Consider the following 20,081-nt stretch of genomic DNA (forward strand, 5'->3'; position numbering starts at 1 on the left):
GGCGCGCCCGCCCGGCGCGCCCCGGGGGGGCCCCCCCCCCGGGGGGGGGGGGCGGGGGGGGGGCCCCCCGGGGGGGGGGGGGGGGGGGGGGGGGGGGGCGCGCCCCCCCCCCCCCCCCCACGACCGTGCGCGCCCGCTTCGCGATCCTCGCGCACGCTCCGGTGCTCTACAGCCGCATCGCCTTGACGCCGCCGCTGCCGCGTCGTCAGCACCAGATGCACCAGCACATCTCGATGGGCTTCGTGATCAAGGTGCACGCCGTCTACGACCGTCCGTTCTGGCGCGAGCAGGGTCTCAGCGGCACCGCGTTCAGCCCCTATGAGCTCTCGCACGAGGCGTACGACAACACCAACCACGGCGACGCGCGCGGCACCCTGGTCGGCTTCGTGAGCGACCAGAATGCCGACGACCTGTTCACACTGTCGGCCGAGGAGCGCAAGGAGCGCATCCTCGAGTCCCTCTCGCACTACTACGGCGACGAGGCGAAGAACCCCGTCGTGTACTACGAGAGCGACTGGGGCACCGAGGAGTGGACTCGCGGCGCGTACGCGGCGAGCTTCGACATGGGCGGACTGCACCGCTACGGCGCGGACCTGCGTTCGGCCGTCGGACCCATCCACTTCGCGTGCAGCGACATGGCAGGAGCCGGCTACCAGCACGTCGACGGCGCGATCCGCATGGGACACCTCGTCGCCTCGAACATCGTCGAAGCCACGCGCGCCGCGGGCGACACCGCCGAGGTCGGCCGATGAGCGGCGCGATCGTCGTCGGCTACACGGCGACGGATGCGGGAGCGGATGCCGCTGCGCTCGGCGCGCGGCTCGCCCGCAGCCTCGGTGCGGTCCTGCACCTCGTGATCGTGCTGCCCTCGGAGGGCACTCGCAGCGCGGCCGTCCCCCCGGAGCGCGCCTACGAGGAGCACATCCGGCGACAGGCGAAGGAGTGGCTCGAGGATGCTGTCGTGCGAATGCCTCAGGAGCTCACCCGCACGGGGCACGTGCGCTTCGCGGAGTCGTTCGCCGAGGGGCTCATCGCCGCCGGTGAGGAATTCGATGCGCGCCTGATCGTCATCGGCACCGCAGGCGGCAGCATCTTCGGCCGTCATCGCCTCGGCAGCGTCGCTTCTGAGCTGCTGCACTCGTCGACCATCCCCGTCGCGCTCGCCCCGGCCGGCACGGCGGAGCGGGACGACCATGTGCTTCCGAGGGTGACTGCGGCGGTCGGCAACCGCGCCGGCGCCGACAATCTCCTCGACGAGGCCGCCGCGATCGCGAGCGAGTCCCGCGTCGGTCTGCGACTGGTCTCGCTCGTGCCGTTCGACGTGCCGCCCGGTCTCGACACCGGCGCGATCCGCGTGGTCGGCGAAGAGCACGCGAGCGAAGTGCTCGAGGTGGCCAAGGGGCTGCTGCCGGAAGAGCTGAAGGCCGAGGCCGAAGAGGCCCCCGGCGACACGGTCGAAGACGCCGTCGCGAACCTCACCTGGCTGCCCGGTGAGGTCGTCCTCGTCGGTTCCAGCCGTCTGGCGCAGCCGCGCCGCCTGTTCCTGGGCTCGACCGCAGCAAAGATGCTGCACGAACTGCCCGTACCCATGATCGTCGTCCCGCGCACCCGCGCCGAAGCAGGAGTCCGCTGATGAGCAGCTCGAACCGGGCGACGAAGCCCGAATCAGGAGTCACGACAGGAATCTCCACGAAGGGGCTGAGCGCGGGAACCGTGGGCCTCATCGGTGCCGTGGTGATCGGCATCTCGTGTATCGCCCCGGCATACACGTTCACGGCGGCCATCGGGCCCACGGCGTCGGAGGTCGGCGCGCAGATCCCCGCCATCATTCTCGTCGGGTTCATCCCGATGCTCCTGGTGGCCTTCGGCTATCGCGAGCTCAACAACCGGATGCCCGACTCGGGCACCTCGTTCACCTGGGCGACGCGGGCGTTCGGCCCCTGGATCGGCTGGATGGCCGGGTGGGGCCTGGTGGTCGCGACCATCCTGGTGCTCTCCAACCTCGCGGGCGTGGCGGTGGACTTCCTCTTCTTGCTGATCTCGCAGATCACCGGCAACGCGGACATCGCCGCGATCGCGTCGAACACCTGGGTCAACATCGGCGTGTGCCTGCTGTTCATGCTCGGTGCCACGTGGATCTCATACCGCGACATGCAGACCACGCAGAAGCTGCAGTACTGGCTGGTCAGCTTCCAGATCCTCGTGCTGGTCTTCTTTGCCGGCGCGGCGATCGTGCAGGCGGTCAACGGCAACGGCTTCGACTACCAGCCGTTCGACCTGAACTGGTTCAACCCGTTCGCGATCACGTCGTTCAGCGCCGTCGCCGCCGGTCTGTCGCTCTCGATCTTCATCTTCTGGGGCTGGGATGTCACCCTCACGATGAACGAGGAGACCAAGGATCCCGAGAAGACACCCGGTCGCGCCGCGACCGCCACGGTTCTCACCATCGTCTCGCTGTACCTGCTGCTCGCCGTCGCGATGATCATGTTCGCGGGAGTCGGTGACGGGGAGCTCGGTCTCGGCAACGGAGACATCCAGGAGAACGTGTTCTTCCACCTCTCCGGTCCGATCCTCGGCCCGCTCGCGTTCCTCGTCTCGCTCGCGGTGCTCACCAGCTCCGCCTCGTCGCTGCAGTCGACGTTCGTGGGGCCGGCACGCACGCTGCTGGCGATGGGGCACTACGGTGCGCTGCCGAAGCCCTTCGCCAAGGTCAGCCCGCGGTTCTTCACGCCGGGGTACGCGACCATCGTGTCGGCCATCGTCGCCTCGGCGTTCTACGCCGTGATGCGAGTGGTCAGCGAGGACACGCTCTGGGACACCATCCTGACGCTCGGCATGATGATCTGCTTCTACTACGGCATCACGGCGTTCGCCTGCGTCTGGTACTTCCGCAAGCAGTGGTTCGACTCGACGAGGAACCTGTTCTTCACGTTCCTGTTCCCGCTCATCGGCGGGATCATCCTCGGCATCCTGTTCTTCACCACGCTGATCGACTCCATGGACCCGGCCTACGGCTCCGGGTCGCAGATCGGCGGCGTCGGCATCGTCTTCATCCTCGGGATGCTCATCATCGTGGTCGGCATCGCGGTGATGATCTGGCAGCGCATCAAGCGCCCGGCCTTCTTCCGCGGCGAGACGCTCGGGATGGATGCCCCCGCGAGCATCCGCAGACGCTGACCGCTCTCCGCCGAATCCGGATTCCCCCCTCCCCACAGAAAGAGATTCATGAGCACTCAGACTGAGCAGGCGCTGCTCGACAGCATCCCCACCGGCCTCTTCATCGGGGGAGAGTGGATCGACGGCGAGACCGGCGGCACGTTCGACGTGCAGGACCCGGCGACCGGCGCGGTCATCCGCACGATCGCCGACGCGACGCCTGGCGACGGCATCCGTGCATTGGATGCTGCCGTCGCCGCCCAGGACGAATGGGCGGCCACGGCACCGCGCACCCGGAGCGAGATCCTGCGCCGCGCCTTCGACCTCGTGCAGGAGCACAAGGAGGACCTCGCGCTGCTGATGACGCTCGAGATGGGCAAGCCTCTCGCCGAGGCCCGCGGAGAGGTCGCCTACGGCGGTGAGTTCCTGCGCTGGTTCAGCGAGGAGGCGGTGCGCATCAGCGGTCGCTACGGCATCAATCCCGAGGGCACCGGCCACATGGTCGTCTCGCAGCGTCCCGTCGGCCCGTCGTTCTTCGTCACTCCGTGGAACTTCCCCTTCGCGATGGCGACGCGCAAGATCGCTCCGGCTCTCGCCGCCGGCTGCACGGTCGTCATCAAGCCCCCGGCACTCACGCCGCTGACGACGATGTTCTTCACGTCCCTGCTCGAGAAGGCGGGCCTGCCTGCCGGCGTCGTCAACGTCGTGCAGACCTCGAAGTCGTCGGCGCTGTCCGCGCCGATCATCGCCGATCCTCGTCTGCGCAAGCTGTCGTTCACCGGGTCGACCGAGGTGGGCCGCAAGCTCATCGCGCAGGCCGCCGAGGGCGTGCTGCGGGTCTCGATGGAGCTCGGCGGCAACGCACCGTTCGTCGTGTTCGACGATGCCGACCTCGACAAGGCGGTCGACGGCGCTCTGGCGGCGAAGTTCCGCAACATCGGCCAGGCGTGCACCGCGGCCAACCGCTTCATCGTGCACCAGGACGTCGCTGAGGAGTTCGCCCGCAAGGTCACCGAGCGCGTGAAGTCGATGAAGATCGGCCGCGGCACCGAAGACGGCGTCTCGATCGGACCGCTCATCGATGAGGGCGCTGTGGCGAAGGCCGGCGAGCTCGTCGATGACGCCGTCGAACGAGGTGCCACGCTGCTCGCCGGCGGCAAGGCGCTCGAGGGCACCGGCACCTTCTATGAGCCGACCGTGCTCACCGACGTGGTCGCGGGCTCGGCGATCCTCCGAGAGGAGATCTTCGGTCCGGTGCTCGCGATCGCGACCTTCGAGACCGAGGACGACGCCGTGCGTCTCGCGAACGACACCGAGTACGGTCTCGTCTCGTACGTGTTCACCGAGAACCTGCAGCGTGGCCAGCGGATGATCGACAAGCTCGAGACCGGCATGATGGGTCTCAACGTGGGCGTCGTGTCGAACGCGGCGGCACCCTTCGGCGGCGTCAAGCAGTCCGGCGTCGGCCGCGAGGGCGGTCTCGAGGGCATCCACGAGTACCTGTCCACCAAGTACACGCTGATCCCGATCTCCTGACCAACACCTCCGGTCTGGGTCCCTGAGCCTGTCGAAGCGCCCAGACCAACAACATGAGAGGACACGACATGACCGATTACGCCGTCATCAACCCCGCCACCGGAGAGACGCTGGCGTCCTTCGACACGTTCACGGATGCGCAGATCGAAGAGGCCGTAGCGGCTGCCGACGAGGCGCACCGCGAGTGGTCGCGGTCCTCGACCGTCGCGGAGCGCGCAGCGCTGCTGCGCCGTGCGGCAGAGCTGCACCGCGAACGCCGTGAGGAGCTCGCCGACGTGTTCGTGCGCGAGATGGGCAAGCCGCGCGAGGCCGCGCTCGGAGAGGTCGACTTCGCCGCCGACATCGCCGAGTACTACGCAGACCAGGCCGAGGCGATCATGGCCGACCAGCCGATCGCCATCCTCGGCGAGGGCTCGGCGATCGTACGCCGCTCGTCGCTCGGACCGCTCGTCGGCATCATGCCGTGGAACTTCCCGGCGTACCAGATCGTGCGCTTCGCGGCCCCGAACCTGATCGTCGGGAACACCATCCTGCTCAAGCCGGCGCCGCAGTGCCCCGAGTCGTCGACGGCGATCGAGGCGATCTACCACGACGCCGGATTCCCGAAGGGCGCCTACCAGAACGTCCTCGCGACGAATGACCAGATCGCCGACATGATCGCCGACCCGCGCGTGCAGGGCGTCTCGCTCACGGGCTCGGAGCGTGCAGGCGCCGCGGTCGCCGAGATCGCCGGACGCAACCTCAAGAAGGTCGCGCTCGAGCTGGGCGGTTCAGACCCGTTCATCGTGCTGTCGACCGATGACCTCGACGCCACGGTGCAGGCCGGTGTCGACGCGCGCCTCGACAACAACGGCCAGGCGTGCAACGGAGCGAAGCGCTTCATCATCGTCGACGGGCTGTACGACGAGTTCGTCGAGAAGTTCACCGCGGCGATGGCTGCGGTGACAGCGACCGACCCGACACTCGATGACACCGTGCTCGGCCCTGTGTCTTCCGAGACGGCGGCCGAGAACCTGCAGAAGCAGATCGACCAGGCCGTCGAGCAGGGCGCGACGCTGCTGACCGGCGGCACGCGCGACGGTGCGTTCTTCGCGCCGACCGTGCTGGCCGACGTGACGCCCGAGATGAACGTCTACCACGAGGAGCTCTTCGGCCCCGCGGCGGTCGTCTACCGGGTCTCCGACGAGGACGCCGCCGTCGCCCTCGCGAACGACACGACCTTCGGGCTCGGCTCGTACGTCTTCACCACCGACGAGGAGCAGGCCGAGCGGGTCGCTGACAACATCGAGGCGGGCATGGTCTACGTCAACCTCGTGCTGGCCGACAGCCCCGAGCTGCCGTTCGGCGGCATCAAGCGCAGCGGCACCTCGCGTGAGCTCGGACACCTCGCCGCAGACGAGTTCGTGAACAAGAAGCTCATCCGCATCGGCTGAGCGTCTGTGCGAAGGGGCGGATGCTGCAGCATCCGCCCCTTCGTCGCACCCGCCGCCCTCTCGTGTCGGCTCCCGCAACCGTCTGCAGGACCGAGGCACGTCCGCAGGATAGAAATCGCTTCAAGACCCTGCAGACGTGCCTGAGTCCTGCAGCCGGACGTGAGCAACGGATGTCGAGCTGAGGTCCGACGGATGCCGGAGCCCGCACCGGCCCCCGGGCGTAGGTTGGAAGCATGGCAACCGTCGCAGCGAACATCGTCAAGACCCTCCGCGCCAACGGGATCGACCGTGTCTACGGCCTTCCGGGTGACTCCCTCAACGGGTTCACCGACGCCCTCCGCAAGGACGGCGGCATCCGATGGGTGCACGTGCGTCATGAGGAGTCGGCGGCCTTCGCGGCGGCGGCGGATGCTGCGCTCACGGGTGACCTCGCCGTCGTCGCCGGCTCGTGCGGGCCGGGCAACCTGCACCTGATCAACGGCCTCTACGACGCCAACCGCTCGCGTGTGCCGGTGCTCGCGATCGCGGCGCACATCCCCACGACCGAGATCGGCACCGGGTACTTCCAGGAGACGCACCCGCAGGAGCTCTTCCGCGAGTGCAGCGTCTACGTCGAGTACGTCGCAGACCCGAAGCAGATGCCCCGTCTGCTCGAGATCGCGATGCGCGCCGCGATCGAGCAGCGCGGGGTCGCGGTGCTCGTGATCCCCGGTGACGTCGCCCTGGCGGAGATCGCCGACGACCGAGCTGTGGTCATCGAGCGGTCGCACCCGGTGATCGTGCCGAGCGGCGACGAGCTCGCCAGGGCCGCAACACTGCTCAACGCCTCGAAGAAGACCACGATCCTCGCCGGCGCAGGCGTCGAGGGCGCCCACGATGAGGTCATCGCACTCGCCGACCGGCTCGGTGCGCCGATCGTGCACGCCCTCCGGGGCAAGGAGTTCATCGAGTACGACAATCCGTTCGATGTCGGCATGACGGGCCTGCTCGGCTTCGCCTCCGGCTATCGGGCGATGGAGGCGGCCGACACGCTGTTGGTGCTGGGAAGCGACTTCCCCTACGAGCAGTTCTACCCGGAGCACGCCACGACGATCCAGGTCGACATCCGCGGCTCGCAGCTCGGCAAGCGGCATCCGCTCGATCTCGGTCTGGTCGGCGATGTCCGTGCGACCGCCGAAGCGCTGCTCCCGCGCCTCGCGGAGAAGAGCGATCGCGATCACCTCGACGACTCGACCGCGCACTACCGCAAGACGAGGGCGAAGCTCGACGACCTCGCGACGCCCACGAAGGCCGGTCGGCCCATCCACCCGCAGTACCTCGCGCGACTGCTCGATGAGCAGGCAGCGGATGACGCGGTATTCACCGCCGACGTGGGTTCGCCGACCGTGTGGGCCGCCCGTTATCTGTCGATGACCGAGAACCGACGACTGATCGGCTCTTTCACGCACGGGTCGATGGCCAACGCGCTGCTGCACGGCATCGGCGCGCAGGTCTCGCATCCTGACCGGCAGGTGATCGCCCTCGCCGGCGACGGCGGACTGGCGATGATGCTGGGTGAGTTGCTCACTCTCACGCAGAACAAGCTCCCTGTGAAGACGATCGTCGTGAACAATTCGTCTCTGAACTTCGTCGAGCTCGAGATGAAGGCAGCCGGCTTCGTGACCTACGGCACCGCGCTCGACAACCCGAGTTTCGCCGCGATCGCCGAGGCCATGGGCATCTTCGCCCGCCGGGTCGAGAACAGCGAGGATCTGCCGGATGCCGTGCGCGAGGTGCTCGCGCACGACGGCCCCGCGCTGCTCGATGTCGTCACCGAACGGCAGGAGCTGTCGATGCCGCCGGCGATCGAGGCCGCGCAGGTCAAGGGCTTCGCGCTCTATGCGATCCGCACGGTGATGTCGGGCAAGGGAGACGAACTGCTCGATCTCGCGCGAGCGAACTGGCGCCAGTTCCTCTGAGCCGCGCACCCCTTGGGGAGGAGAACACCTCCTGGGGAGGAGCAATCCGCCCGATCTCTCCTCGCCAAGGGGAGATCTCCTCCCGACGAGGTGCTGCCCGGAAGTCGGACCCGGGCCCGAACCCGCACCTAGCTCTCGATGAGCGCGCGCACCTCGGCAGCCTCGAGCTGGCGGCCGAGCGACTCGAGCACGTTGCCGAGCTCGAGCGCCGACACCTGACGCAGTGGCGCATGGTCCGCGGCGTGCTCGAGAGCGCTGCGGTAGATCGGCACGGCGTCAGCGGCGCGGTCGTCGCCGGCGAGCAGGCGGGCGGCGAACAGCTCTGATCCTCCGGCCGACCCCGCATCCCCGATCACGGCGAATCCGTCGGCTGCGGTCAGTGCTGCGGCGACGGCCTCATCGATGCGCCCGAACTGAGCGAGCGCCCGACCCCGCGAGTCGGTGACGTCGGCCAGCAGCCACTCCGCGTCGTGTTCCCGAGCCAGCGCCGCGACCTCATCGAACAGTGCGAAGGCACGGTCGTCCTGCTTCGCACTGTAGGCCTGGCCGAGGTTGTGCAGCACGTCGGCGAGTGCGCCGACCGCCTCGGGTGCCCGGCGCACGATCACGGATGCTGATTCGAGCGACTCGATCGCCTCGTCGTGCCCGTCGAATCGGGCGAGGATCTTCGCGCGCTCGGTCAGTGCCATGGCCTGATCGGCGTGCTCTTCCGCCTCGCCGAAGAGATCGGCCGCATAGCCGAACGCGCCGACCGCCTGACCGAACTCGCCGGCCGAGCCGAGGGCGCGAGCGAGCAGCGATGCCGTCATCGCCCGAGACGCGGCAGGCACCTCGGCCTTCTCCTCACGCTCGAGGACCTGACCGAGGAGCTCGGCGGCCACTTCGGCATCGCCCGCGGCGAGCATCGCCCGCGCGAGACGGAAATCAGCCCCGGCCTGATCGCCGCCCTCCTGGGCGACGAGACGTGAGGTGACGCGGTAGCGGGCGACGGCCTTCTCGGGGTCTCCGGCGTCCTCCCAGAGCGCTCCGGCGAGCAGGTGCGCCGTCGCCAGCGCGGTGGTCGCACCCAGTCCGACCAGGAGACGCGACGCCTCGTCGGCATCCGCCGCGCCCTCCGCGTAGTCCTCGCTGCCGCCGCGCACCCTGGCACGCGTCTGCAGTGCCTGTGCGCGGTGTCCGACGCTGAGATCGTCCTGAGCCAGGAAGCGATCGAGCAGAGCGGATGCCGCCTCGACGTCACCCTTCTGCAGCACCGCCGCGACGGCGACGAGCGTCGTCGTGTTCGAGAGAGGCACATCGTCGGCGTCGGCGAATGCTCGAGCAGCGATCTCCGCCATGTCGAGCGCCGCATCCGGTTCGTCGGCCTGCATGTGCAGCGATGCCCGGCTGATCGCCACATCTCCCCGGGACCAGGCCGGGAGGGATGCCGCGTCCGCGAGCTCGTCCTCGAGTGCCGCAGCGGCATCGGCGGTGTTCAGCCCGAAGGTCGCGAGACCCAGGCGCTGCTCGAGATCGGCCTGTGCGTCGAGCCCGGCGGCGCGCAGGGCATCGATCCGTGCGGGCAGCAGCTCGGCGGCCTCGTCGGCGCGGTCGAGGGCGATGAGGATGCCGAGGCGCATCGACATGAGCTGAGCGAGCTTCGAGGGGTCCTCGATCCCCAGGGCATGCGGCAGAGCCCGCAGCGTCTCGTGCTCAGCACCGAACTGGGCGAGATCCATGACCCGATCGAACCAGGCGTTCGCATCGCCGGGGGTGGCCGAATCCGGAGTGGTGACGAACGCATCCGACCTGATCGGCACGTCGTAGTGCTCGTCCGCGAGAGAGCGCATGCGGGCGAGGCTGCGTGCATGGCCCTCGGTGTCGTCGCGTCGATCGAACTCGGAGCCGATGCGCTCGGCAGCGACCCATGCGGCGGCGGCGAGCTCGGCTGCGCCCCACGCTCCGTCGTGCTCGCCGAAGAACGCGGTGAGCGCGGGGGAGTCGGCACCGCGCACCGGGGCGTCACCGTGGCCCGCTGCGGTGACGCGGTCGAGGGCGAACGCGAACGCGGCCAGCGCCGCGAAGTGCGCGTCGACGTTCAGCCCGTCGTGCGCGAGCCACGGGATGTGGCGCTCGACCTGCGCGAGCGCCCTGGCCTCGTTGTCCGTGAGGGCGGAGAACACGATGTTGTTGGCCACGATCCGCAGGTTGTCGGGGTTGTCCTTCGCGAGACGGTAGCTGCGCAGATGCGCGCTCCTCGCCTCGTCGAGGCGCCCGGCGCGCAGATAGGGCACGAGCACGCGCGACAGTGCGTGCTCCGGCTCCTCGCCGCATGAGAATCCGCCCTCGAGCATCTCCTCGACGAGCCGGATGGCCTCGGCGTCTCGATCGGTGTCTGCGAAGAACCCGGCGAACTGGCTGCGCCCGCACGCGTCGCAGTGGCTGTGGTCATCGCGGGGCGTGGTCTCCAGCTGCACGCGCAGCGCCTCGGCATCATCGATGCGCCCGGCATCCCACGCGTCTTCGAATCGCGCGGTGAGCACTCCGCTCATGCCGAGCCCGGCAGCGCGGTAGTGCGTCTCCATGTCGTCGAGCACCGCCGCGATCTGCTCGACCGAGAAGGCGGGAGACGAACGCAGAGACGACGCCATCCACTTGAACTGCCACATCAGATCGGCGCCGCCGTACTCGAGGTCGGCGGGGAACCGCTGTGGGTCGGCGTCGTGCCTGGCGAGGCACCACGCGAAGGAGTTCAGCATCACGTCGGTCGCGCCGTTCATGTTCGCCGACGCGGTCTGCCGCATCCGCGCCTCGTACTCGAGCCGCTCGTCGCCGAGCTCGACGGCGAGTGAGACGGCATCGGCCACCAGCGCCTGCTCCGCCGGCCCCCACGGCGTGCGATCGATCTCCTCGATGAGCTGCGTGAAGCGCTTCTTGGGAGGTGTCATGGGGATCCTTCGAACGGAGTGGACGGCAGAGCTGTGCTCAGACGGCGTCGCCGAAGGGGATCGAGTCCTCTTCGATGCCGGCCGAGAGCGAGACGAGGTCCGAGAGCGCGGTCGTCATGAGCGCACGATCGGAGTCGGAGAGCGGGTGGTGACCGGCCAGCAACGCCTGGATGTAGAGCAGCTGCACGGTGCGTGCGAACACCGCGTCGTCGTGCACCCGCACCAGCGCCCGCACGACGCGGTTCGACCAGTTCAGACACAGGCGAGCGCTCAGATCGTCGTCGCGGGATGCCGAGACGGTCGAGTCGATGCGGTCGAGCACACCGCCCCACAGGGATCCGGTGATGCCCTTCGTGCGACCTCGGTCGATCCGGCGCAGCACCTCGGGGTCGGCGACGTAGAGCGCTGCGAGCTCCGGCTGGTCGATCGAGCGCACCGTGACGGAGCATCCGGATGCCGTCAGCACGCCGCCCGCTCTTTCCTCCAGGGCCATCGCTGCATCACGGTCGTCGAGGGGCGGAGGGTCGAGGCGATCGAGTTCGCCGGCGACGTCGACGAGCTCGATCGTGACGTGAGGGTACAGCTCCGGCAGCATCCGCACGAGGTCCGCGTCGTACAGGTAGCCGCCGTTGACCAGCACCTCTGATCCGGGCGAGATCCCTGCGACCTGGCGGAACTCGTCGACCGACTGCGCGAAGCGCACGTGCGGGTACCGCTCGACGAGATCTCCGATGCGGATCGTGCCGTGCGTCGTCTCGAGCGTCAGCCAGCGGGTGATGAACCTCGCCAGCTCGTCGTCGTGGCGCACGAGGGACTTCAGTCCGACCTCGTGGATGGCCACGAACTGGGCCAGTCTGTGCGGCTCACGCAACCCGAGCTCGAGCACCCAGCGACGGATTCCGGCGCCCAGCTGCTCGCGCACGCGCTCGAGTGCCGCGTCGTCGACGAGCGACTCGCGACTCGCCGTCGGAGCGAGGCCCGTCGAATCGACGACCGCGCGCACGAAGAACGCCCACTCGGGCAGCACGTCGTCGACCCGCTCGCCCAGGAGCATCCTGCCGAGGTACATGCGGGTGGCCTGACGAGCACCCGGCGGGGGAGCGTAGGGGAGCACGTAGGCGAGGCCTCTGGTGCCCGTGGCCGGTTCGCTGAGCTCGATCGCGTCGAGCGGCGTGGCACCGAGCAGGTCGCGTCCGTACTGCACAGCTCCGTCGATGTCGTCGACCGCGTCGAGGAAGGGCGCGCGCCTCGTGATGTCGATGTCGCCGTTCGAGGACTCGAGCGTCACCCGCACAGGCAGGAACTCGGCGAAGGCGGTGGCCAGTTCGCGCACGGCCGCGGGGCGCAGCAGCTCGTCGGCGTCGAATCGGGGTGTCAGATGCACGCTCGTGCCGATGGGCAGGTCGTCGTCGATCTCGACGACGCGGAAGGTGCCGTCGGCGCTGCCCGTCCACTCGACGGCCGAACCGCCCCGTGCGCTGCGTGAGCGGATCACGATCGAATCGGCGACCATGAAGCAGCTGAGCAGGCCGATGCCGAACTGACCCAGGTAGTCGCTGCGAGGAAGGTCGAAGATGTCGCGCTTCGAGCTGCGCCCGACCGTGGCGAGCAGATCGCCCACTTCGGCGGCGTTCAGGCCCACCCCGTCGTCTCGCAGCACGAACTCGCCGGAGCCGTCCGTCAGCGCGGTGATGCGGATCCTCCCACCCTCACCGTCGACCTCGCGCCGTGCCGTGATGGCGTCGCGCGCGTTCTGCAGCAGTTCACGCAGATACACCCGCGGGCTCGAGTAGATGTGGCGGCTCAAGAGGTCGACGACACCGCGCAGGTCCACCTGGAACTGCTGCACGTCTGCGCTCACTGCGCCCCCTCCCGTTTCGTCCGCCCGCCGAGCCTAACAACAACGATGAGAGCGGGCCCGGTTCGGCACCGACCGGCGGATGCCGTATGCTTGACCAGCAGTTGTTGTCTGCATTCTTTCGCCGTGCCCGGTCCTTCCGGTCCGGCAGCGGTGGCAGGATGAAGATGACACCCCGAGACCTCCCGGTCTCTAGGGCGGTAGCTCAATTGGCAGAGCAGCGGTCTCCAAAACCGCAGGTTGCAGGTTCGATTCCTGTCCGCCCTGCGCGTCAGCACACGCTGACACACGAAAGGTACATTCAGGATGGATCAGGACGAACCGCGCGGCGAGGTCGTCGCGGCCGGCGCCACCCGCGAGAAGAAGCGTGGCATCGCGGGCTTCTTCGCAGGCATCGCCCTGTTCTTCCGTCAGGTCATCGCCGAGCTGCGCAAGGTCGTCACCCCGACCCGCAAAGAGCTGGTCAAGTTCACCGCAGTGGTGCTCGTCTTCGTTCTCATCGTCATGGGCATCGTCTACGGACTGGACACCCTGTTCGCCTGGGTGACGCACATCGTCTTCGGAGTCCCGGACGCCTGATGCCTCGCGGCCCCGGCCGCAGTGATTGGAAAGAAACAACGTGTCTGAACGATATTCCGACGACGCCGACTGGGCGACGGCTGCCGAGCAGTCCAGCGAAGAGGACGAGGCCCAGGAGGGCAACGTGCTCGCTGCGGAAGAGCAGTCGGTCACCTCGGCCGAACATGTCGCCATCCACATCGAGAACGTCGACGGAGACGACGACGCAGATGCGCAGGACGACACCGACATCGACATCAACGACCCGGAGGCGGACGCGATCGTGAACGACGCTCTCAACCTGGACGAAGCGGCTGAGACTGAGGCTGCCGCTGAGGTCCTCAACGAATCCGTGGCGGAAGAGACCGCTGAGCTCGAAGCCGCTGAGGCCGACGAGGTCACCCCGTACGACGGGCCCGACGTCAACGGCGACGAAGACGCCGAGGCCGACGCCGAGTCGGACGACGACGCTGAGGAAGACCCGTACGAGGCGTTCCGCATGGACCTGCGGATGCTCCCGGGCAAGTGGTACGTCATCCACTCGTACGCCGGGTTCGAGCGCAAGGTCAAGGCCAACATCGAGCAGCGCAAGTCGACGCTCGAGGTCGAGGACGAGATCTACCAGATCGAGGTCCCGATGGAAGACGTGGTCGAGATCAAGAACGGCCAGCGCAAGATGGTCACCCGCGTGCGCATCCCGGGCTACGTGCTCGTGCGCATGGAGCTCACGGAAGACACCTGGTCGGTCGTGCGCCACACTCCCGGCGTCACCGGCTTCGTGGGCAACGCCCACAACCCGACGCCGCTGCGCTTCGAAGAGGCCTTCAACATGCTGAAGTCGCTCGTCGAGGTCAAGGACGTCCCGACCGCCAAGAACATCGCGTCGAAGGGCGGCCTCGCCGTCGCTCGGCCGCTGCCGGCCGAGGTCGACTTCGAGGTCGGCGAGACCATCACGATCAAGGAGGGCTCGTTCGCGGGTCTTCCCGGTTCGATCAGCGAGATCAAGCCCGAGAGCGGCAAGCTCACGGTGCTCGTCTCCCTCTTCGAGCGCGAGACCCCGGTCGAGCTGTCGTTCGACCAGGTCACCAAGATGGTCTGACACGCAGGTCACTGAGCCTGTCGAAGTGCTCGAGAACGGCCGTCCCCTTCGGGGCGGCCGTTCTTGCGTTCTCGGGGTGCTCTCGCGTCAGGTAGACTTGTGTGGTTTGCGTGACAACCCTCTGGGTCCCTGAGCTGGTCGAAGGGCGCGCAGACGACCGCAGCCCGGAGATGCCGGGTTCGCGGGAGAGCGGATGCAGCCGCACCCGTTCGATGAAAGGAAGAGGATATGGCACCGAAGAAGAAGGTGACCGGCCTGATCAAGCTTCAGATCAACGCCGGTGCAGCCAACCCGGCGCCGCCGATCGGCCCCGCGCTCGGTCAGCATGGCGTCAACATCATGGAGTTCTGCAAGGCGTACAACGCCGCGACCGAGTCGCAGCGCGGCAACGTCATCCCCGTCGAGATCACCGTCTACGAGGACCGCAGCTTCACGTTCATCCTGAAGACCCCGCCGGCCGCGGAGCTCATCAAGAAGGCCGCCGGCGTGCCCAAGGGCTCGTCGACGCCTCACACGGTCAAGGTCGCGAAGATCACCAAGGACCAGGTCCGTCAGATCGCCGAGACCAAGCAGGCCGACCTGAACGCGAACGACATCGAGGCTGCCTCGAAGATCATCGCCGGCACCGCCCGTTCCATGGGCATCACGGTCGAGGGCTGAGGAGAATAATCATGGCTACGAAGTCCAAGGCTTACAAGGCTGCCGCCGAGAAGATCGAGGCAGACCGTTTCTACACTCCCAGCGAGGCAGTCGCCCTCGCCAAGGAGACCGGCTCGTCGAAGTTCGACTCGACCGTCGAGGTCGCGCTGAAGCTCGCAGTCGACCCCCGCAAGGCAGACCAGATGGTGCGCGGCACCGTCATCCTGCCCCACGGCACCGGAAAGACCGCGCGCGTCATCGTCTTCGCCACCGGCCCCGCGGCCGAGGCAGCGATCGCCGCAGGTGCGGATGAGGTCGGCGGCGCCGAGCTCATCGAGAAGGTCGCCGCAGGCTGGACCGCGTTCGACGCGGCCGTCTCGACCCCGGAGCTCATGGGCCAGGTCGGTCGTCTCGGAAAGGTCCTGGGTCCGCGTGGACTCATGCCGAACCCGAAGACCGGCACCGTGACCCCCAACACGGCCAAGGCCGTCGAGGAGATCAAGGGCGGAAAGATCGAGTTCCGCGTCGACAAGCACGCCAACGTGCACTTCGTCGTGGGCAAGTCGTCGTTCTCGGCTGACCAGCTCAACGAGAACATCGGCGCAGCGCTCGAGGAGATCGTCCGCCTCAAGCCGTCGAGCTCGAAGGGCCGTTACATCCAGAAGGGCGCCGTGTCGACCACGTTCGGCCCCGGCATCCCGCTGGACGTCAACTCCATCTGAGTGTGATTCCAGAAAGGCCCCCGCATCGCGCGGGGGCCTTTCTGCATCCTGAACGACATCGAGCGTCATCGGATGTTGGGATGCAGGTCGGATGCCGCGTACTGTGAATGAGTTCCGCGCCACAGCACTCGCGCCTCACCGCACCCCTGGAGGGTCACATGTCTCGTCGCCTCATCGCCGTCACCGCATTGGTCGTCGCCGCAGCGGCACTCACCGCCTGCAGCGGGAGCACCGCGCCTGCCGAGAGCAGCTCGAGCGAGGGCGGATCCGACTTCGGCCTCGTCAACGACGGTGTTCTGACGGTCGCCACCGAGGGCACGTACCGCCCGTTCAGCTTCCACGATGACGGCGGAACCGGCGACCTGACCGGCTTCGACGTCGAGATCATCGAGGCGGTCGCCGAGAAGCTCGACCTCGAGGTCGAGTTCCAGGAGACCCAGTGGGACGCGATCTTCGCCGGGCTCGACGCTGGCCGCTTCGACGTGATCGCGAATCAGGTCAGCATCAACGAGCAGCGCCAGGAGAAGTACCTGTTCAGCGCTCCGTACACTGTCTCGCCGGGAGTCATCGTGGTCGCCGAGGACGACGACTCGATCTCATCGTTCGACGACCTCGAGGGCAAGACGACGGCGCAGTCGCTCACCAGCAACTGGTACGAGCTGGCCACTGAGTCCGGTGCCACGGTCGAAGGCGTCGAGGGCTGGGCGCAGGCCGTCGAGCTGCTGCGCCAGGGCCGCGTCGACGCGACCGTCAACGACATGCTGACCTTCCTCGACTACGAGACGACGAACAGTCCGTCCGGCCTGAAGATCGCTGCCGAGACCGATGAGGCCGGCGAGCAGGCGTTCGTGTTCACCAAGGACAAGACCGACCTGGTCGAGGCCATCGACGGCGCACTCGACGAGCTGCGTGCCGACGGCACCCTGGCCGAGATCAGCGACAAGTACTTCGGCGAAGACGTGACGCAGTAGCCCATGGAGAATCCCTGGCAGCTGTTCTTCGATTCGCTCGGCCCGATCGCCCTCGCGGGCGTGACGGTGACTGTTCCGCTCGCGCTGATCTCGTTCGCGCTGGGTCTCGTGCTCGCCGTCGGCGCGGCACTCATGCGGATCTCGGTCAATCCTGTGTTGTCGGGCATCGCCAGGTTCTACATCTCGGTCATCCGTGGCACGCCGATGATCGTGCAGCTGTTCGTGATCTTCTACGGGCTCGGGTCGATCGGGCTGAAGCTGGACCCGTGGACCAGCGCGATCATCGCGCTGTCGCTGAACGTCGGCGGCTACGGAGCCGAGGTGGTGCGCGCAGCGATCCTCTCCGTTCCGAAGGGGCAGTGGGAGGCGGCGTACACGGTCGGCATGAATCGCACGCGCACGCTCACGCGCGTGATCCTGCCGCAGGCTGCGCGGGTCTCGGTGCCGCCGCTGTCGAACACGTTCATCTCGCTCGTGAAGGACACTTCGCTCGCCTCGCTGATCCTCGTGACGGAGCTCTTCAAGGTCGCGCAGCAGATCGCGGCGGCGACCCTGGAGTTCATGGTCGTCTATCTGGCTGCCGCGCTCGTGTACTGGGTGATCTGCCTCGTGCTGTCGTTCGGCCAGAGCGCACTCGAGAGGAGGCTCGATCGCAATGTCGCTCACTGACCCCGCGCACGCGCACACGTCCACCGCCGACGCCCTGCTCACGGCCCGCGGCCTGCACAAGCGATTCGGTGACAACGAGGTGCTCCGAGGCATCGACCTCACGCTGCACCGTGGCGAGGTCGTCGTGCTGATCGGTCCGAGCGGGTCGGGCAAGACGACCGTCCTGCGGGCGCTCAACGGCCTCGAGACGCCGGATGCCGGCACGATCGTCGTCGCGGGCGGGCCCGACATCGATTTCGCTCCGGAGGCGGCGCTGCCGAAACGGACGCGCGCGCAGAAGCGGCTCGCACTGCGCGACCGCTCGGCGATGGTGTTCCAGCATCACAATCTCTTCCCGCATCTCTCGGTGCTCGAGAACGTGATCGAGGGTCCGTGGCGGGTGCAGGGCAGGCCGAAGGCCGAGGTGGTCGCCGAGGCGCGAGTGCTCCTCGCCAGGGTCGGGCTCGCCGACAAGGAGAACGCGCGTCCGCACGAGCTCTCCGGCGGCCAGCAGCAGCGGGTCGGCATCGTTCGCGCACTCGCGCTGCGCCCCGACCTGCTGCTCTTCGATGAGCCGACCAGCGCGCTCGACCCCGAACTCGTGGGTGAGGTGCTGCTGGTCATCAAGGAGCTCGCCGACGAGGGGTGGAGCATGGTGGTCGTCACGCACGAGCTGAGCTTCGCCCGCGAGGCGGCAGACCATGTGCTGTTCATGGATGCGGGCGTCGTCGTGGAGGAGGGCGCGCCTGCCGACATCTTCGGCGCTCCGCAGCACGAGCGCACGAAGAAGTTCCTCACCCGCATCCTGCGGCCGCTCGACGGCGACTGACCGCAAGAGATTCCCGAGCAGGCCGGGAGGAATCCCTCGAGCCGCCTCAGGTTCCGAGCACCGGCAGCACCAGGCTGATAGCCAACGTGATCATGACGACCGCGATGAGCGCGTCGACGATGCGCCACGAACGTTCGGTGCGCAGCCAGCGACCGAGGTAGCGGGCGCCGAACCCCAGCGCGATGAACCACAGGATGCTGGCGGTGATCGCGCCGGCAGCGAACAGCCAGCGATCCTCTCCGTGGGTGGCCGCGATCGACCCGAGCATGAGCACAGTGTCGAGGTAGACATGGGGGTTCAGCCAGGTCAGCGCCAACGCCGTCGCGATCACCGGGACGAGCGCCGTGCGAGTCGCCGTGGATGTGCCGCCGCTCGATCGCGCATTCGAGCTCTCACCGTCCGCCGGCTCGACCCGCAGTTGCTCGCCGCCCCGCCACGCACGACGAGCCGCCAGAAGCCCGTAGGCCAGCAGGAACAGCGCACCCGCCCAGCGGGCGACGACGACGAGCCAGGGAGCCGCGGAGATCACGAATCCGAGTCCGGCGACACCCGCAGCGATCAGCAGAGCGTCCGACACCGCGCAGATGATGACCACGGGCAGTACGTGCTCCCTGCGGATGCCCTGACGAAGGACGAAGACGTTCTGGGCGCCGATGGCGATGATCAGGGAGAGGCCGAGGCCGAGGCCCGAGAGCGCGGGAAGCATGATCCCAAACTAGGATCAGATGTACATCAACACCAGTTCGGATTTCTATCGGACCATTAGCATTCCTAATGTGAAGATCGATCCCGAACTCGCTGCCACCCTCGCCGCCGTCGCTGACGAAGGAACCTTCGACGCGGCATCCCGACTGCTGGGAGTGACCCCCTCTGCCGTGAGCCAGCGGCTGAAGAGCCTCGAAGAGCAGCTGGGGCGCGTGCTCGTGGTGCGCACCAAGCCGGCGCGCCTCACGGAAGCCGGAGAGTCGGTCGTGCGTCTGGCACGGCAGATCGCGCTGCTCGAACACGACGCCCTCGCCGGACTGGGGCTCGACGATGTGAATGCGCCGCGCACCCGCATCCCTCTCGCCGTCAATGCAGACTCGATGGCGACGTGGTTCCTCGGCCCGCTGGCGAGGCTCTCCGCAGCGCACGACCTCGATTTCGACCTGCATCGGGACGATCAGAACTTCACTGCCCGTCTGCTCGAATCCGGCACCGTGATGGCCGCGGTCACCAGTGAAGCGGAGCCCGTGGCCGGATGCTCGGTCTCACCACTCGGCGTGCTGGAGTACCACGCGATGGCGGCGCCTGTGTTCGCCCGGCGTTGGTTCGGAGGCGGCATCACGTCCGAGGCTCTCGCAGTCGCGCCGTTCGTGGACTTCGACCGTCGCGACACGCTTCAGCACGAGTGGCTGGGGGCCATGGGCGTCGCGCAGCAGGGGGTGCCCAGGCACTACGTGCCGGCGTCGCATGATTACGCGCTCGCCGTCCGACTGGGACTCGGGTGGGGAATGGTGCCGCTTCTGCAGGGCGATCACGAGCTGGTGCGGCTCGGTGGGCCGCCGTTGCGCGTCAGCCTCTACTGGCAGCAGTGGAATCTGCGGTCCGGGTTGCTCGACACGATCGCCGCCGAAGTGGCGTCTGAAGCGCGACATGTCCTGTCTCACTGAACAGTCATCCGGTCGATCGGCTGCCGATTCGTCAAGACATTATGTCGGTAGCGACGACTGGAGGCGTTGATTCGTGATCGCGCCACCCTTGAAAT

Annotated in this window: 16 protein-coding genes, 1 tRNA gene and 1 pseudogene; 15 read left to right on the top strand and 3 right to left on the bottom strand. The window is 67.9% G+C overall.

Annotated elements, in window-relative coordinates:
• Positions 1 to 119: 119 nt before the first annotated feature.
• The 6 genes and pseudogenes from ACIOU8_RS07255 to poxB form a co-directional block, all read left to right on the top strand.
• Positions 120 to 752, top strand: a pseudogene (locus ACIOU8_RS07255) (flavin monoamine oxidase family protein); the annotation flags it as partial.
• A complete protein-coding gene (locus tag ACIOU8_RS07260; protein WP_400787582.1) occupies positions 749 to 1,633 on the top strand; it encodes a universal stress protein in 885 nt (294 codons plus the stop codon). The pseudogene ACIOU8_RS07255 and the gene ACIOU8_RS07260, both read left to right, overlap by 4 nt.
• Positions 1,633 to 3,177 carry an APC family permease gene (locus tag ACIOU8_RS07265; RefSeq protein ID WP_400787584.1) on the top strand — a complete coding sequence of 515 codons (1,545 nt, stop codon included), beginning with the start codon at positions 1,633 to 1,635 and terminating at the stop codon, positions 3,175 to 3,177. The genes ACIOU8_RS07260 and ACIOU8_RS07265 overlap by 1 nt, the downstream gene beginning before the upstream one ends.
• A gap of 48 nt (positions 3,178 to 3,225) precedes the next feature.
• Positions 3,226 to 4,692: an NAD-dependent succinate-semialdehyde dehydrogenase gene (locus ACIOU8_RS07270; protein WP_400787587.1), complete on the top strand. Its 1,467-nt coding sequence runs from the start codon at positions 3,226 to 3,228 to the stop codon at positions 4,690 to 4,692.
• A gap of 68 nt (positions 4,693 to 4,760) precedes the next feature.
• Complete coding sequence (locus tag ACIOU8_RS07275) at positions 4,761 to 6,125, top strand: NAD-dependent succinate-semialdehyde dehydrogenase (protein WP_400787590.1); 1,365 nt, start codon at positions 4,761 to 4,763, stop codon at positions 6,123 to 6,125.
• Positions 6,126 to 6,358: 233 nt separating this feature from the next.
• Positions 6,359 to 8,083: a ubiquinone-dependent pyruvate dehydrogenase gene (poxB, locus tag ACIOU8_RS07280; protein ID WP_400787593.1), complete on the top strand. Its 1,725-nt coding sequence runs from the start codon at positions 6,359 to 6,361 to the stop codon at positions 8,081 to 8,083.
• Positions 8,084 to 8,211: 128 nt separating this feature from the next.
• Here poxB and ACIOU8_RS07285 read toward each other — a convergent pair whose 3' ends face one another.
• Positions 8,212 to 11,010 carry a hypothetical protein gene (locus tag ACIOU8_RS07285; RefSeq protein WP_400787595.1) on the bottom strand — a complete coding sequence of 933 codons (2,799 nt, stop codon included), beginning with the start codon at positions 11,008 to 11,010 and terminating at the stop codon, positions 8,212 to 8,214.
• 37 nt (positions 11,011 to 11,047) lie between these two features.
• Complete coding sequence (locus tag ACIOU8_RS07290; RefSeq protein WP_400787598.1) at positions 11,048 to 12,871, bottom strand: HSP90 family protein; 1,824 nt, start codon at positions 12,869 to 12,871, stop codon at positions 11,048 to 11,050.
• Between the two features lie 191 nt (positions 12,872 to 13,062).
• Here ACIOU8_RS07290 and ACIOU8_RS07295 point away from each other — a divergent pair.
• The 8 genes from ACIOU8_RS07295 to ACIOU8_RS07330 all read left to right on the top strand — a co-directional run bounded on the left by ACIOU8_RS07295 (position 13,063) and on the right by ACIOU8_RS07330 (position 18,334).
• Positions 13,063 to 13,135 (top strand) — tRNA-Trp (locus ACIOU8_RS07295).
• A gap of 39 nt (positions 13,136 to 13,174) precedes the next feature.
• Positions 13,175 to 13,447, top strand: coding sequence for a preprotein translocase subunit SecE (gene secE / locus ACIOU8_RS07300; protein ID WP_400787601.1), 273 nt, complete (start codon positions 13,175 to 13,177; stop codon positions 13,445 to 13,447).
• 40 nt (positions 13,448 to 13,487) lie between these two features.
• Positions 13,488 to 14,525, top strand: a complete 1,038-nt coding sequence (gene nusG, locus ACIOU8_RS07305) for a transcription termination/antitermination protein NusG (RefSeq protein WP_400787603.1) — start codon at positions 13,488 to 13,490, stop codon at positions 14,523 to 14,525.
• A 228-nt stretch (positions 14,526 to 14,753) separates the two neighbouring features.
• Positions 14,754 to 15,185: a 50S ribosomal protein L11 gene (gene rplK, locus ACIOU8_RS07310; protein ID WP_053097443.1), complete on the top strand. Its 432-nt coding sequence runs from the start codon at positions 14,754 to 14,756 to the stop codon at positions 15,183 to 15,185.
• 11 nt (positions 15,186 to 15,196) lie between these two features.
• Complete coding sequence (gene rplA / locus ACIOU8_RS07315) at positions 15,197 to 15,886, top strand: 50S ribosomal protein L1 (protein WP_400787606.1); 690 nt, start codon at positions 15,197 to 15,199, stop codon at positions 15,884 to 15,886.
• Positions 15,887 to 16,044: 158 nt separating this feature from the next.
• Complete coding sequence (locus tag ACIOU8_RS07320) at positions 16,045 to 16,857, top strand: amino acid ABC transporter substrate-binding protein (RefSeq protein WP_400787608.1); 813 nt, start codon at positions 16,045 to 16,047, stop codon at positions 16,855 to 16,857.
• 3 nt (positions 16,858 to 16,860) lie between these two features.
• Positions 16,861 to 17,526, top strand: a complete 666-nt coding sequence (locus tag ACIOU8_RS07325; RefSeq protein WP_400787610.1) for an amino acid ABC transporter permease — start codon at positions 16,861 to 16,863, stop codon at positions 17,524 to 17,526.
• Entirely contained in the window at positions 17,513 to 18,334 is an 822-nt protein-coding gene (locus ACIOU8_RS07330; RefSeq protein WP_400787612.1) for an amino acid ABC transporter ATP-binding protein, read from the top strand. The genes ACIOU8_RS07325 and ACIOU8_RS07330 overlap by 14 nt, the downstream gene beginning before the upstream one ends.
• Before the next feature lie 46 nt (positions 18,335 to 18,380).
• On the opposite strand, the gene lysE is transcribed toward ACIOU8_RS07330, so the two are convergent.
• Complete coding sequence (gene lysE, locus ACIOU8_RS07335) at positions 18,381 to 19,040, bottom strand: L-lysine exporter (RefSeq protein WP_400787614.1); 660 nt, start codon at positions 19,038 to 19,040, stop codon at positions 18,381 to 18,383.
• 70 nt (positions 19,041 to 19,110) lie between these two features.
• On the opposite strand from lysE, the gene ACIOU8_RS07340 reads away from it, so the two are divergent.
• Complete coding sequence (locus ACIOU8_RS07340) at positions 19,111 to 19,986, top strand: LysR family transcriptional regulator ArgP (protein WP_400787616.1); 876 nt, start codon at positions 19,111 to 19,113, stop codon at positions 19,984 to 19,986.
• The last annotated feature ends 95 nt before the right edge of the window (positions 19,987 to 20,081 follow it).

The sequence above is a fragment of the Microbacterium sp. NPDC087589 genome (genome assembly GCF_044743635.1).
Taxonomy (GTDB): Bacteria; Actinomycetota; Actinomycetes; order Actinomycetales; family Microbacteriaceae; genus Microbacterium.